The organism is Undibacterium hunanense (assembly GCF_014284335.1).
In the GTDB taxonomy this organism is placed as follows: domain Bacteria; phylum Pseudomonadota; class Gammaproteobacteria; order Burkholderiales; family Burkholderiaceae_D; genus Undibacterium; species Undibacterium hunanense.
In genome coordinates this window covers 40,985-55,139 of record NZ_JACOGF010000013.1, presented here as the reverse complement: position 1 = coordinate 55,139, position 14,155 = coordinate 40,985, and the positions used below count along the sequence as shown (strand labels likewise).

Here is a 14,155-nt window from a genome sequence, read left to right as displayed (position 1 = left end):
TACTTGACTTGCTAGATATGAGAATTAGATGAAACTTATCAGTACCAACGCGATACTAAGGCAACAACTGAAACGGCTTGTAGAAGAATATCCTTGCATCTCCATTGCCACTGCATGGGCCTCCTCTGACACTGAAGTCTTTAAATCATTGGTGATGCATAAGGATCAAATTGTTCAAGCCGTCATTGGCACGCATTTCTACCAAACACACCCCGACGTTCTTGATCAGTTCGTGGGGTCGTCAAAGGTAAAATTTAAGCTTCAACCTAATGGAGTATTTCACCCTAAGGTCTATCTCTTCTGGAGCAACGACGGATGGGAAGTTGTCATTGGAAGTCCGAACCTTACTGTCGGTGCTTTGACGAAAAATTCAGAGCTATCGGTTCTGATTACCAGCCGTGACGGCAGTACCAATTTGAAGCAGGATATAGCTGAGGTCATTGATCAATATTGGAGTTGCGCTCAGACAATCGATCAAAATGAAGCTGATAGTTATCGAAAGTTGTGGAGCCTTAAAACACTTGAACTGAAAAAAGTGGCTGACATCTACGGAGATAAAGCCACTACTAAACCAGCAGTCCATTCCCAAGTGATGTCGATGGGCTGGCAAGACTACCTAGCAGAAGTCAAAAAGGATCGATATCACGGATTCAAGGAGCGGCTTTCATTCATTGAAGAGATTCGGGAATATTTCCAGACCTACGACCATTTCAATGACATGGATCTTGCAGTACGAAAAGGGATTGCAGGGCTTCCAAGTAAGGTGACGGTAATTAAGAACTGGCCATGGTTTGGCAGCATGAAAGGGGCCGGAACTTTCGCTGGGCTGATCAATTCTGGGAACGAAGCTTATTCACTTGCACTTGATGAGATTCCGCTTAAGGGGGACATCGGCAGAAGGCACTATGACGCCTATATTGAGCGGTACCTGAAGGCGTATCCAAACGGGAAGGATGGTCTTGCAACGGCGACCAGGCTCCTTGCCATGAAGCGTCCTGATGTATTTTTGTGTGTGGATGCCCAAAACATGCGAAAGCTTGCTGCAGACGTAGGAATAACAAGGACCGACAAGCTTAACTATGAGCAATATTGGGAAGAAGTGATTGTTCGTCTCATGCAGTCGCCGTGGTGGCAGTCACCTGAGCCTTCAGGCCTCCTGGAGCGAAAGGCTTGGCATGCTCGTGCGGCTATGCTGGATGCCATCTTCTATGAAGAGAGAGCAAAGAAGGAATGAGCAACCACTTGAAAAAGTAAGTAAACGGCGACAGCACTTGGCGTGACAGTGTGTAACTTATAGTTGAACAAGGTTTCAAGCTGCATGGCATTGACCGGGTTCGGCCGCAACAAACTGTCATTCTTATTTCGGTTTGCGAGTGCAGACCTTTACTAAACTAATTGATCGATATGACTAAATTGGCTGTCGAATTTGAAGCTTCGGGAGATGAGCTTCATTTGTTATATCGTCCTAGGGATGATGACTCCTGGGTCCACAGTAAGTTCAATCGTGGAGAAGAGCTGTTCATCAAGGGCACGTATCATTTGACCAGAGCAAATTTTGCGCAAGCCTATCTGGATGAACTCAATGCAAGGTCTCAGGTCGACGATGACCATCCATCTTTAATGGATGACTACGTAATGCGATTTACGGTTGCCACTGCCGTCGATAATTATTTCGTATTTGACTCCGATATCCTAGACATTGAGATACCCATATTGATCGCGTGCAGTGCAGAGCCAACGTGGAAATGGTTTAGCACCGAGGCGCAAACCTCTATCCTCCGTGTCGCCGCAAAACTAATGCCCAGTCGCATCGTTATTGGTGGGGAGGCTCCTGATGCTATTCCCGTCGCAGAGTACGAACGGCTCGTCCAGCAGTTCCCGACTGGCTATGAGCTAAAGCGTTACGTCGCCGCTAGGGTTAGCGCAGTGCTCCGTCAGTACACCGATGCGTCGGTAGACGCCGAGCTAATGCTTAGTAACTATTTGGAGAAACGCATAAAGACGCAGCCAAAGAATTACATTCGACGATTTCGTGAGGCGGAAGTCGCCAAGTTTGAGTTTTTATATTCCCAATTGCAAGACATGCTTGAATCCGAAGACGGTTATTCCGAACACGTTTGGCAAAAACAAATATTAGATATAGTACGCCTTTTAAACTCAAAATACATCGCGGCGTTTAAGTCGGTGCCACTCAACGATCCAGGAAACAATACCGACAAACAATTAGACATAATGCTTGTTGACGCGACGGGTAACATAGATGTCATTGAGATTAAGAAGCCACTCAGAAAATGTGTGATGACAGACGCACATTATAGAGGAAATCATATTCCGCTTCGAGAACTCACCGGTTCGATAATGCAGGTAGAGAAATATATCTTCCATCTTTGTCGGTGGGGAATGGCTGGCGAAAATTATCTGACGAAAAAGTACGCAGACAGGTTGCCACTTGGATTGCGGATCAAGATTACTAACCCGTGCGGCATTATCATTATGGGGCGGGATCACGAACTGACTGATGCGCAGCGACGTGATTTCGAAATTTTCCGTAGGCAGAATAAGAATATCATTGACGTTATAACCTATGATGATCTACTGCGACGACTACAGTTCGTGATTCAACAATTCAAAGCTGGTCGATAGGTTGTTGATTTGCACTGAAAATTGAATCACGTTTAGCTCACCATACTACTTATCTTGATGGGTAGGACGTGGCATTACTGGGTCTTATTCGATACTGGCACATTCGTGACCAGGTTCCATTTCGTGAGATCGCCAGACGACCTGGTATCTAACACATTATTTTTCGACGCTATGAACCGTTACGTGACATTGCTGCGAATGCCATGAATCCATACGACAATCTTGAGTGAAAACGAAAATTTGATTAGAAAATGTGGGAATTCAATGATTTCGCAAAGAAAATTAAATTTTTTTTCTTATTCCTAAGTATTTGATTTTAAAAGATATTTTAATGTAACCAGTTGAAGTAACCGCTGATTTAGTGCATGATGTTGCCTAAATACATTTACTCCTTCATATGCAAACAAAAGTAGGCACAGAATTAAAAAGAAAAAGACTCGAAGCCAAGCTTTCCTTGCGCGAGATGGCGAAGCTCGCCCATTGCACCGCCCCATACCTTTGGCGAATCGAACAGGGAATTAGCACACCTGCAGATTATATTTTTCTAAAGAAATTGACTGATGCACTCTCAATGACAGAGAACGAAGCGGCACAATTTATTTTATATGCACAGGACTCTCAAAGAACAATAAAGATGCCCGTTGACGTGGGCATGACGCATCTTAAGACCATCAATCAAGTTGCAGCAAATATAACAAAACTAGGAGATGAAGACTTGGTGGCAATAGAGCAGATTTTGATAAACGCGTGTAAAAATTGGAAGGATAAAAAAATGCCAGCCTCATAACTTGAAAAACTGAGAGGCTAAAAAGAAAACCCCAGTTGGCGAACTGGGGTTTTCAGTGGGACTTCAAAAACTTTGACGGGTTTTGATCTCACTCTACAACTTACATGCTGAGCTGTCAAGCGGTGTGTGAGCCTGCCTTTCTACGTCCCCAAAAATTTCTTAAACTGGACTTCATGTCTGGGAGGGGTCGCGCCCTCAAAAATTAATCTATGCAAAGGATTTTTTGTGAAAAAACATACTTGCCAACGATTGCTGGCAACAGGCAGACATAAGATACAAAAAGAGGATATAGATGCAAAAAATACGTGACGTCTTGCATTGCCTCCTTGATCAAAAAAAATCTCAGCGCGTCACTGCCGTCATATGCAATGTTGCGCGAAAAACCGTAGCCGATTACCTAACGAGATTTCAACTCGCGCAACTACCCTGGCCGCTGCCAATCGATCTTTATGACGATCAACTGAAATTAAATTTATTTCCAAAGAGCGCGAATAAAAATAACCGCCCTGATCCGGAAATTGAATACGCGCTTGTCCATGTTGAATCGAAGAAAAAGGGTTTTACACGTTCTCAAATGTACCGGGAGTTAGTGACTGATCAAAATAAAAGTCATCTTATTTCTTATAGTGCTTTTTGCAGGCAGTACAAACAGTATAAAAAAACGCTCAAATTAAGTCTTCGTAGAACCAGAATCGCCGGCGAAATATGCATGGTTGATTATGCAGGGCAAACCATGAAAATTACCAACCCGAAAACTGGTGTTACGCGGAATGTGCAGATATTTGTCGGGATGTTAGGTTCCTCAAATTACACTTTTTGCGAAGCATCAGAATCCCAGCGCCTTGAAGATTGGCTCGGGTCTCATGTGCGAATGTTTGAATATTTCGCCGGCACTCCCGAGCTAGTTATTCATGACAATCTGAAATCTGCTGTTATCAAGACCAGCTTATACACGCCCCTGATTAATGAATCTTACAAGGCGCTTTGTAGGCACTATCACATTCACCCATTGGCTGCGCGAGCCTATAAGCCGCGTGACAAAGGCGGAGTAGAGCTAACGGTGCAAATAATTACGCGATGGATTTTGTTTGTGCTTCGAAAAAGAGTGTTTTTTTCGCTCGAAGAGCTCAATGCAGAAATTGCACTGTTGCTAGAAGACATGAATCATCGTCCATTTAAACAGCTTCCAGGGTCGCGGTATTCTAACTGGCAGGAAATCGAAAAGCCAACGTTGCGAAGCCTGCCAGATAGCAAATACGAATTCGCAATTTGGACCATCTCCAGGGCTGGCGAGGATTATCACGTCAATTGCAATGACCATTATTACAGTGTGCCATATACCTATCGAAACTTAGAAATGTCGATCAGGGCGACCGAAAAAAAAATTGAAATTATTTACAAAGGCAAACGAATCGCAAGTCACGACAAGTCACAAATAAAGGGAGGGAAAACAACCGATAGGAATCATCAACCACCTCAACATAAAATTTTCGATGGCTGGAACGTTGAAGATTGTCTCAAATGGGCCGCAGGACTTGGAGAACATGTTGAGCAATTCATGCGTCATCAACTTCTAAAAGTCAACAACAGAAACGTTGGTTATCGTGTGCAAGGGGCTTTTAAAAAAATCGCACTTGAATATGGCAATGTCAGACTCAACGCAGCTTGCAGATATGCCTTAGCATGCGGCGCAATGTCCACCGATGGGATCAAAACAATCTTGTCTCGAAACCTTGATAGCAAAATTGACGAATCCAATCCGGTGAATGAGTCAAAATCCATGACAACGGCGACAGACCATGAAAATCTGCGCGGTCAAAATTACTATAAAAATATTCTAAGCCTAGAAAGCGAATAATGCTAATCAATCAAACGCTGGAAAAATTAAAAGAGTTAAAGCTCTTTGGAATGGCAGAAGAACTCGAGCGTCAACTTCCAAATCCAAGTGCTCGAAATTTGAGTTTCGAAGACCGCATTGGAGGTTTGGTGGATTATGAAACCACCTACCGCAGCAACAAGCGGCTTACTGCACTGCTAAGAAATGCAAAATTAAAACACACGAGCGCATGTGTTGAGGACATCGACTATGCGCAACCTAGAAATTTAGATAAACCTCTTATGCTGAGTTTGTCAAATGGGGATTGGGTTCGGCAGAACATAAACGTAATCTTTGCGGGTCCAACTGGCACTGGAAAATCATGGTTGTCTTGCGCGCTTGGAAATCAAGTTTGCCGTCAGGGAATGAGTGTATATTTTGTACGCTTGCCTTTATTGCTAGACGACCTATTTGCAGCGCGCGCTACAGGAACATTTGTGAAGCGACTCAATCAATTAGCCAAGTATGATTTACTCATTATCGACGACTGGGGACTTGCACCGGTTCCCGACCAATCACAAGGTGATCTTATGGAATTGGTCGATTCCAGAGTTGGATCTCGGTCGACTATCATCACTAGCCAAATTCCGTTGGAGCTTTGGCATGATTACATTGGCAATAAAACAATTGCTGATGCCATTCTAGACCGACTTGTTCACAGTTCGCAGTATGTAAAACTACGAGGCGAAACTATGCGAGGAAAAACGGTTAAGGAAAAAAAATCTGCGCAGAAATAGTTTTCGATCGCATGCAAAAAGGACCTTCGGGTCCTTTTTTTTGTTTAACATCAAAGGCATTATAAATGCCCTGGCTACCTACATGAGAATTGGCGGCTACGTTCCTTTGAGAATTGGTGGCGGCTTTGACATACCAAAATGTGGCTACCTTAAAATGCCAATCTATGGCTAATTTTAGGTGCGAAAAGGTGGCTTTTTTGGTGAGAATACGCAGATATCCACGCAATGGTCGTAATGTATATTCGTGAAGGAATGAACGAAAGGTACAGTGTAGCCAATACATGGTTGGCAATAGCCGCAGCTCAAGGAGAAATAAGTTCTCTAGGTACGGCTATTGAAAAATGTGGAAATGGAATGCAAGGGTTTTCGACACCGAAAGTGGAGGCATGGCTACTTCAGAATTTAAAATCAAATTCTGAAATCGAAGAGCAGCTATTTAATTTCTATATGGGCTCAGCAAATTGTCACCCTGTAGACCTGGATCTCGCTGAAAGATATACATCTAATTTGAAAAAATGTAGCCATGTATATGTACCGAGATTCATCGACATGCGAATTAAGGAGAAATATCATTTCTCAAATGAATTACGTCAATCATTGACCACAAACTTAAACTTTTGCATCCAAACACTTTTGCCGGTTGACCGTGTCGGTAGCGTGGAAAAATTTCAAATTTTAAAAAAATCCCTTAATTCACAATAAGTTCTCGGACAATACTGCATCCGTGCTCGACATGCCACCTCGACCTATAAATTGAAAAAATACTGTCGCTTTAAAAAATCAGGAAATGAAATTCAGAAGCTATTCGAGGCAATTGTCAGTGAGTGAATGGAAACAGTTTTTAACGAAACACCGATAACTATGAAAAGATTATCTTCATCGATTCTTTGCCTATTTGCACCCGTACTTTTGATGGCAGGATGCGAACAAAAACCGGTAATGTCAAATACAAGTGAATATCTTAGGTTGCATGGCATTGTTAATGACGGGAGAACTGTTAACGAAATAGTGTTGATTAAAGATGAAAATAAGAATCAAGCGAAATTACGTTTTCCGGAAGAATTTCGAGTATCTGTCGAAACACCAAATACACATGGCCCAAATCCTCAATCAATTCGAAAAGGATATGCATACAGCGCTAGCATAAGTTTGGATATCACAGACGACATGGAATTTAGTTCATCAAAAGTGCAATCGACAAAAAAAATAATTGGAATTTTACAGTTGCAATTTGGTGCGACTAATGACATAAAAAATGATGCGTGGGAACAAGATCAAATCGCTAATATAAAAAAGAATTCATCAAAAACCGTGGTTCGTGAAGACTTAAGATTGTTTGAATATGCTACATACCAAAGTGGTCAACATGCAGGCAATTATTACTACCTTCCGATGGATGAGAATTTTAGAGCAGTTGATGGGAGACCTATTTTGATTGGATGTCTGGCAGCTAATGGACCATGTGCGGGAAGCTTTAGATATCTTGATAAAGTGGCTGTCACTTTTTCTTTTCCGCGTGCGTTACTTGCGCATTGGCGAGGGCTTTACTTGCAATCATTAAAAATAACGAAAACCGTCTTGATTAAATAGATGCCTCAAAAACATGTTGGTGAAATTTACAACTGCTTGAATAGTCCAAATTACTGAAATGTACAATGCCGAAAGGCTTTTAGCATCAGTAGCAAAGCAAAAAGCCCTTGATCATTTCTGATCAAGGGCTTAAAACTTGGTTGCGGGGGCAGGATTTGAACCTACGACCTTCGGGTTATGAGCCCGACGAGCTGCCAGACTGCTCCACCCCGCGTCTGAAGAATGAAACTATACATTGTTTTGCTGCTCTGCGCAATCCTTTTATGGGATTCGGACTATTGCAGCAGTTGGGCGGACAGGTGTTACACTCTGAGGATTCGCCAATTTTCACTCTTTTTCTCATGAAATTCTGTTCTGAATGTGCGTCCCCAGTCGTCTTGCAAATTCCTGCCGATGACACCCGTGAACGTTTTGTCTGTCCGGCTTGCGGCACTATCCATTATCAAAACCCGAAGATGGTGGTTGGGTCTATTCCCGTATGGGAAGAAGATGGCGTGACCAAGGTCTTGCTGTGCAAGCGTGCAATTGAGCCGCGCCTGGGCTACTGGACGCTGCCTGCCGGCTTTATGGAAAACAATGAGACTACGTCACAGGCGGCGCAGCGTGAAACTGAAGAAGAGGCCGGTGCAAATATCAGATTGCATGAACTGTTTTCGATTCTGAACGTGCCACATGTACATCAGGTCCATCTGTTTTATCGCGCCACGCTGCTTGACCTGAATTATGCGGCCGGCGTGGAGAGTCTGGAAGTGGCGCTATTCTCTGAAGAACAGATCCCATGGGAAGACATCGCCTTCCCTACCACGACACATACGTTAAAGTTTTTCTTTGCCAATCTGGCGCAGGTACAACAGGGCGGGCAATACGAATTGCATGCACATGATATTTTCAAACCGATGCGGCACGGCGGATAAACAAACCTGAGATTGGCAGGCAGAAATAAGAAATGGGCGAATTGAATGAATTGATCGCCCATTTTTTTCGTCGTTTCTTACCAACTGGTTTCGCGTTCAGCAGTGGATGAAATTTTGTGGATAGACAAATCTGCACCTTCAAATTCTTCTTCCGGGTCCAGGCGTATGCCTATGAGTTTCTTCAGACTGGCATAGATGACATAGCCGCCAGCAAACGCAATCGCCACACCCATCAAGGTGCCCAGCAGTTGCGACATGAAGCTGACGCCACCCAGACCGCCCAAAGACTTCATGCCGAAAATACCGGCGGCGATACCACCCCAGGCACCGCACAGACCATGCAGAGGCCAGACACCCAAAACATCGTCCACCTTCCATTTATTCTGGGTCCAGGTAAACATCCAGACAAAGATGGCACCAGCGATGCCACCGGTGACAAGTGCACCCAGCGGATGCATAAGGTCGGAACCGGCACAGACCGCCACCAGGCCAGCCAGCGGGCCGTTATAGACGAAGCCGGGGTCATTCTTGCCCATCAAGAACGCTACCAGCGTACCGCCGACCATGGCCATGAGGGAATTAATGGCAACCAGGCCATTCATTTTGTCCAGCGTTTGTGCACTCATGACGTTGAAGCCGAACCAGCCTACCGTCAGTATCCATGCACCCAGGGCCAGGAAAGGAATGCTGGAAGGCGGATGAGCGGCAATCGCGCCATTTTTCATATACCGGCCACGACGTGCGCCCAGCAGCAGGACGGCGGGCAAGGCAACCCAGCCACCAAAGGCATGCACAACGACAGAACCGGCAAAATCATGAAATTCTTGAGAAAATGCAGCCTTCAGCCAGGCCTGTATGCCGAAACGCTGGTTCCAGGCGATGCCTTCAAAGAAGGGATACAAAATACCGACCAGCAAGGCGGTAGCAATCAGTTGTGGATGGAATTTTGCCCGTTCGGCAATACCACCTGAGATAATGGCAGGTATGGCAGCGGCAAAGGTCAGCAAGAAAAAGAATTTGACCAGTTCAAAACCGTTTTTGGCAACCAGCAGCTCGGCACCGGAATAAAACTGTACGCCATAAGCGACGGTATAACCCACAAAGAAGTAGGCAATGGTGGATACGGCAAAATCAACAAGTATCTTGACCAGGGCATTGACCTGGTTTTTCTTGCGTACCGTGCCTAATTCTAAAAACGCAAAGCCAGCATGCATTGCTAGAATCATGATGGCGCCCAGCAAGATAAACAATGCATCGGCGCTACTATTTTGTGCAGTCATGCAAAAAGTCTCCCAATAAAAGTGCAGATTTATGGATGTGGTGCACTGATAAAGCAAAATACATTCCAATTTGGTGCAAATTGATAAGTGATTGATTTAATGAAGAATTTAAGTTTGAGCGGTTTTCTCTTGCACTTCTGCGCACCGAAAGATGGCGTTTTTTTGGTGCATACCCATGGGATGGCAGCGTGATCCCCTGGCTGGAAACGGATAGCCCCTTCCCCCACCCCAGCACGGCGCTGACAGAGAAAGACGGTGCCGCAGGTTTGCTGGCAGCGGGCGCTGATTTATCGGCCAGCCGCCTGCTGTATGCCTACCGGAATGGTATTTTCCCGTGGTTTTCTGAAGGGCAGCCAATACTCTGGTGGTCTACCGACCCGCGCATGGTGTTACAAGTGCAAGACTTTAAGGTATCCGCCAGTCTGAAAAAACGCCTGCGCCAGGTCAGCAAGGATGACCGCTGGCAGCTACGCTTTGATACCGCCTTTGAACAGGTCATGCGCGCCTGTGCAGCACCACGCAAAGACAGGGAAGGCACCTGGATTTCAGAAGGCATCGTGGCGGGTTATTGTGATTTGCACAAACAGGGGTATGCCCATTCGGCAGAGGTGTGGCTGGATGGTGAACTGGTGGGCGGGGCGTATGGTGTTTGCATAGGGCGCATGTTCTATGGTGAATCCATGTTTGCCAGGGTTACCGACGCATCCAAAATAGCGCTGACCCATCTGGTATTTTTCTTGCGTGAACATGACGTGAAAATGATAGACTGCCAGCAAGAGACAGGGCATCTGGCATCTCTGGGCGCAAAACCGATTGCACGCAGCGAGTTTTTGCGCCGACTGGAACATGCCACCGCCCTGCCAGCCATTAGCAATTGGACCATCACCAACAAGATCAGTCTGTGACCCAACTAAACGAGCTACCTTTCGCCAGCATACAGTTTTATGCGACAGCGCCCTACCCTTGCAGTTATCTGGAAGGCTTGCAGGCGCGCTCGCAGGTAGCAACGCCTGCCCATCTGATCAATGCGGATGCGTATTCAGAACTGGTGAAAAGTGGTTTCCGGCGCAGTGGCATTTTCATCTATAGGCCGCATTGCGATACCTGCCAGGCGTGCACGCCGGTACGCATACGTGTGCAGGAATTTGAAACCAACCGCAGCCAGCGTCGCGCCTGGAAAAAACATACCGGGCTGACTGCGCGTGTCACCAGCCTCAGCTATGCGCAAGAACATTATGAACTCTACCAGCGCTATCAGGGCGAACGCCATGCCGGTGGTGGCATGGATCATGACAGCCGTGACCAGTATGCGCAATTCCTGCTGCAAAGCCGTGTGAATACCCGCCTGGTCGAGTTCAGGGATGAGCAGCAGGTCTTGCGCATGGTCAGCATTATCGACGTACTGACTGATGGCCTGTCTTCGGTCTACACCTTTTATGACCCGGACGATATGTCGGCATCTTACGGTACCTACAATGTACTGTGGCAGATAGAGCAAACCCGGCTGTTGAAGCTGCCGTATGTGTATCTGGGTTACTGGATTGCGGCCAGCCCCAAGATGGCTTACAAAACCAATTTCCGGCCACTGGATGCCTTGATGCAGGGACGCTGGCAGACATTGCGCGAGGTTTGACGCGTTATTGATCGTCCGATGCAGGCCTGTGCATCCGCCACATTCACCATCATTATTTTTTCACCTTTTATTCCCCTCATAATTTCATGTCCGCGAAACTTCTTTATTCTCTGGTCCGCCCTGCCCTGTTTGCCATGGACCCGGAAAATGCACATCACCTGACCTTACCCGCACTGCAACGTGCCAGCAAACTGGGCCTGGGTGGCCTGCTGGGCAGCAAACCCACCGATGACGCACGCACGGTCATGGGCGTACGTTTCCCCAACCCTGTCGGCCTGGCTGCTGGCCTGGATAAGGATGGCGCTTACATTGATGGCCTGGCAGCGCTGGGTTTTGGCTCCATTGAAATCGGCACAGTGACGCCACGGGCGCAGGCGGGCAATCCCAAGCCGCGCATGTTTCGCCTGCCGCAGGCTGAAGCCATCATCAACCGCATGGGTTTCAATAACAGTGGTGTGGATGCCTTTGTCAACAACGTACAGGCATCACGCTTTTATCAGGACAAGCAAGGCGTATTGGGGTTAAACATAGGTAAAAATGCTGACACGCCGATAGAACGCGCAGCCGACGATTACCTGCATTGTCTGTCCAGGGTCTACCCTTATGCCAGTTATGTGACGGTGAACATCTCTTCACCCAACACCAAGAATCTGCGGCAATTGCAGGGTGCCAGCGAGCTGGATGCCTTGCTGTCACAATTAAAGGAAGCCCAATTGCGTCTGGCAGACGAGCACAAGCGCTATGTGCCGGTTGCACTTAAAATTGCACCGGATATTGATGCAGAACAGATCAAGACCATTGCCGAAGCCCTGCTGCGCCACAAGCTCGATGGGGTCATCGCCACCAACACCACGATTACCCGTGACGCGGTGCAAGGCTTGCCGCATGCAGAAGAAGCTGGCGGCCTGTCGGGCAAACCGGTGTTTGAAGCATCCAATCGCGTCATACGTGCCCTGAAGGCAGAACTGGGAAATGAATTGCCCATCATCGGTGTGGGCGGAATTTTCTCTGGCGCCGATGCGGTGACGAAAATGCAGGCGGGTGTGGCACTGGTTCAATTGTATTCTGGCCTGATTTATCAAGGACCGGCATTGGTTAAGGAATGCGCCGACGCTATACGGCTAAACAAATAAATTGAGATAAAAAGCAACTATGAAAAAAGTACTTTTAGGCGACAGCCAGTTAAATGTAAGCACGATCTGCCTGGGCACCATGACCTTTGGCGAACAGAATACCGAAGCACAGGCACATGAACAGCTGGACTATGCGCTGGAACGCGGTATCAATTTTATCGATACGGCTGAAATGTATCCCGTCATGCCACGCGCCGAAACCCAGGGCAGGACAGAACAATACATAGGCAGCTGGCTGAAAAAATCCGGCAGGCGCAGTGACATCATACTGGCGACCAAGGCAGCCGGCCCGTCGCGCGGCATGAACTGGATGCGTAATGGTGAGACAGACCTGAATGAAAAAAACCTGCGCGCAGCAGTAGAAACCAGCCTACAACGCTTGCAGACTGACTATATCGATCTGTATCAATTGCACTGGCCCAGCCGCAATGTTCCCATCTTTGGTCAAAAACAGTTCAATCCTGAACTGGAACGCCCGTGCACAGCCATTGCCGATACCGTGGCTGTCTTGCATGCGCTGGTGAAGGAAGGCAAGATTCGTGCTTTTGGCGTATCAAACGAGAGTGCCTGGGGTGTCAGCGAATTTGTCAAACAGGCCGACCTGCAAGGTGCACCGCGCATCGCCAGCATACAGAATGCCTACAACCTGGTGAACCGTTCTTTTGAACAGGGTCTGGATGAAACCTGTTACCGTGAAAAAGTCGGCTTGCTGGCCTATAGCCCGCTGGCCTTTGGTCAACTCAGTGCCAAATATACGGATAATGCCCAGGCTCCTGGTCGCCTGACCCTGTTCCCACCCAGCTGGAGCCCGCGCTACCTGCGTGCCAGCGTGTTTGCTGCCAGCAAACGTTATGCAGAACTGGCACGTGCCAACGGCCTGACACCCAGCCAGTTGGCATTGGCCTGGTGCTATTCACGCTGGTTCGTCGCCAGCACCATCATCGGCGCGACCAATCTGGCCCAATTGAAAGAAAACATTGATGCCCTCGAAATCAGTCTCAATGATGAACTGATTGCAGGAATCAACCAGATCCATGAAGAACTCCAAAATCCCGGGCAATAAATAATACCAGGGTAAAGCAACTTTCTGCCGGGCAGTTGGGCCGTTGTTGCCTACTGTCAGGCAGATTCGACACATCCGGTAAATATGGCGTAGAATGAAGTTGCAATTGCAACAAACGCCTATTGATCCTTTTACCGGAGAACCGAGATGTCCCAATTGCGTATCACCATCATCAAACTTGCCGTCTGCATCCTGGCCATTATGGGATTGTTGATGACATTTGCATACAGCGCCTTTCCTGGCGCATCGCTGTTCAAAATGGCGTATTTTTCTGCCATCGTCATGATTGCTGTTCTTGCGCTGGGCATAGTCAGTGTGTATATCACTGGCGAATTCAAGCAATGGAGCCTCAACAATGGCGCTACTGATCTCGGCTGGCTTTGGTTTAATGCCGAACCACCAGGACTGGAAGCAATGAGAAACGGCATTGACGTCACTACCCTGTCTACCAAAGCAAAACAGGCAGGCACGCCTGACCAGACTGCCTGATCAATCTCAC

General features: G+C 47.0%; 14 protein-coding genes and 1 tRNA gene. 13 read left to right on the top strand and 2 right to left on the bottom strand.

What is annotated here, in order from left to right; translation table 11 throughout:
• Positions 1-28: 28 nt before the first annotated feature.
• The 7 genes from H8L32_RS21460 to H8L32_RS21430 all read left to right on the top strand — a co-directional run bounded on the left by H8L32_RS21460 (position 29) and on the right by H8L32_RS21430 (position 7,633).
• Positions 29-1,234, top strand: coding sequence for a phospholipase D family protein (locus H8L32_RS21460; protein WP_186949314.1), 1,206 nt, complete (start codon positions 29-31; stop codon positions 1,232-1,234).
• Positions 1,235-1,404: 170 nt separating this feature from the next.
• Positions 1,405-2,643, top strand: coding sequence for a Shedu immune nuclease family protein (locus H8L32_RS21455; protein WP_186949313.1), 1,239 nt, complete (start codon positions 1,405-1,407; stop codon positions 2,641-2,643).
• Positions 2,644-3,040: 397 nt separating this feature from the next.
• Complete coding sequence (locus H8L32_RS21450; RefSeq protein ID WP_186949312.1) at positions 3,041-3,430, top strand: helix-turn-helix domain-containing protein; 390 nt, start codon at positions 3,041-3,043, stop codon at positions 3,428-3,430.
• A gap of 292 nt (positions 3,431-3,722) precedes the next feature.
• The gene (istA, locus tag H8L32_RS21445) at positions 3,723-5,288 is read left to right on the top strand and encodes an IS21 family transposase (RefSeq protein ID WP_186949311.1); all 1,566 of its coding nucleotides are present in this window, start codon (positions 3,723-3,725) and stop codon (positions 5,286-5,288) included.
• Positions 5,288-6,043, top strand: a complete 756-nt coding sequence (gene istB / locus H8L32_RS21440) for an IS21-like element helper ATPase IstB (RefSeq protein ID WP_186949310.1) — start codon at positions 5,288-5,290, stop codon at positions 6,041-6,043. The genes istA and istB overlap by 1 nt, the downstream gene beginning before the upstream one ends.
• Before the next feature lie 234 nt (positions 6,044-6,277).
• Positions 6,278-6,745 (top strand): hypothetical protein, encoded by a 468-nt coding sequence (locus tag H8L32_RS21435; RefSeq protein WP_186949309.1) that lies wholly within the window; start codon positions 6,278-6,280, stop codon positions 6,743-6,745.
• 159 nt (positions 6,746-6,904) lie between these two features.
• Positions 6,905-7,633 carry a hypothetical protein gene (locus tag H8L32_RS21430; protein WP_186949308.1) on the top strand — a complete coding sequence of 243 codons (729 nt, stop codon included), beginning with the start codon at positions 6,905-6,907 and terminating at the stop codon, positions 7,631-7,633.
• A gap of 137 nt (positions 7,634-7,770) precedes the next feature.
• Here H8L32_RS21430 and H8L32_RS21425 read toward each other — a convergent pair.
• Positions 7,771-7,847, bottom strand: a tRNA-Met gene (locus tag H8L32_RS21425).
• 127 nt (positions 7,848-7,974) lie between these two features.
• Between H8L32_RS21425 and H8L32_RS21420 the strand changes: the two genes are divergently transcribed.
• Positions 7,975-8,547, top strand: a complete 573-nt coding sequence (locus H8L32_RS21420) for an NUDIX hydrolase (protein ID WP_186949307.1) — start codon at positions 7,975-7,977, stop codon at positions 8,545-8,547.
• Positions 8,548-8,624: 77 nt separating this feature from the next.
• Here H8L32_RS21420 and H8L32_RS21415 read toward each other — a convergent pair whose 3' ends face one another.
• Complete coding sequence (locus H8L32_RS21415) at positions 8,625-9,827, bottom strand: ammonium transporter (RefSeq protein WP_186949306.1); 1,203 nt, start codon at positions 9,825-9,827, stop codon at positions 8,625-8,627.
• A 188-nt stretch (positions 9,828-10,015) separates the two neighbouring features.
• Between H8L32_RS21415 and aat the strand changes: the two genes are divergently transcribed.
• The 5 genes from aat (at position 10,016) to H8L32_RS21390 (ending at position 14,145) form a co-directional block, all read left to right on the top strand.
• A complete protein-coding gene (aat, locus tag H8L32_RS21410; RefSeq protein ID WP_186949305.1) occupies positions 10,016-10,732 on the top strand; it encodes a leucyl/phenylalanyl-tRNA--protein transferase in 717 nt (238 codons plus the stop codon).
• Complete coding sequence (locus H8L32_RS21405) at positions 10,729-11,460, top strand: arginyltransferase (RefSeq protein ID WP_186949304.1); 732 nt, start codon at positions 10,729-10,731, stop codon at positions 11,458-11,460. Before aat ends, H8L32_RS21405 begins: the two co-directional genes overlap by 4 nt.
• Before the next feature lie 86 nt (positions 11,461-11,546).
• Positions 11,547-12,593, top strand: a complete 1,047-nt coding sequence (locus tag H8L32_RS21400; RefSeq protein WP_186949303.1) for a quinone-dependent dihydroorotate dehydrogenase — start codon at positions 11,547-11,549, stop codon at positions 12,591-12,593.
• 19 nt (positions 12,594-12,612) lie between these two features.
• Positions 12,613-13,656 carry an aldo/keto reductase gene (locus tag H8L32_RS21395; RefSeq protein WP_186949302.1) on the top strand — a complete coding sequence of 348 codons (1,044 nt, stop codon included), beginning with the start codon at positions 12,613-12,615 and terminating at the stop codon, positions 13,654-13,656.
• Positions 13,657-13,803: 147 nt separating this feature from the next.
• On the top strand, positions 13,804-14,145 hold the full coding sequence (locus tag H8L32_RS21390) for a hypothetical protein (RefSeq protein ID WP_186949301.1): 342 nt from the start codon (positions 13,804-13,806) through the stop codon (positions 14,143-14,145).
• Positions 14,146-14,155 lie beyond the last annotated feature (10 nt).